Source organism: Methylobacterium nigriterrae, from assembly GCF_037106235.1.
GTDB lineage: Bacteria > Pseudomonadota > Alphaproteobacteria > Rhizobiales > Beijerinckiaceae > Methylobacterium > Methylobacterium nigriterrae.
Genome location: NZ_JBAWTG010001082.1, coordinates 1 through 249, shown reverse-complemented (window position 1 = coordinate 249; position 249 = coordinate 1). Strand labels below are relative to the sequence as shown.

1 protein-coding gene is annotated in these 249 nt (G+C 67.9%); it reads right to left on the bottom strand.

Annotation, left to right across the window (positions count from 1 at the left end):
* The coding region (locus WDW90_RS40335; RefSeq protein ID WP_336493139.1) for a TCP-1/cpn60 chaperonin family protein at positions 1–249 on the bottom strand (249 nt) is incomplete at both ends.

Genomic DNA, 249 nt, shown 5'->3' with positions numbered 1-249 from the left:
GTCCTTCACGGCGGCCTGGGTGGCGAGGTCGATGCCGCGCTTCAGGTCCATCGGGTTCATGCCGGCGGCGACGTACTTGGCGCCCTCGCGCACGATCGCAGCCGCCAGAACGGTGGCGGTCGTGGTGCCGTCGCCCGCCAGATCACTCGACTTCGAGGCCACTTCGCGCACCATCTGGGCGCCCATGTTCTCGAACTTGTCGGCGAGCTCGATCTCCTTGGCGACGGTGACGCCGTCCTTGGTGATGCG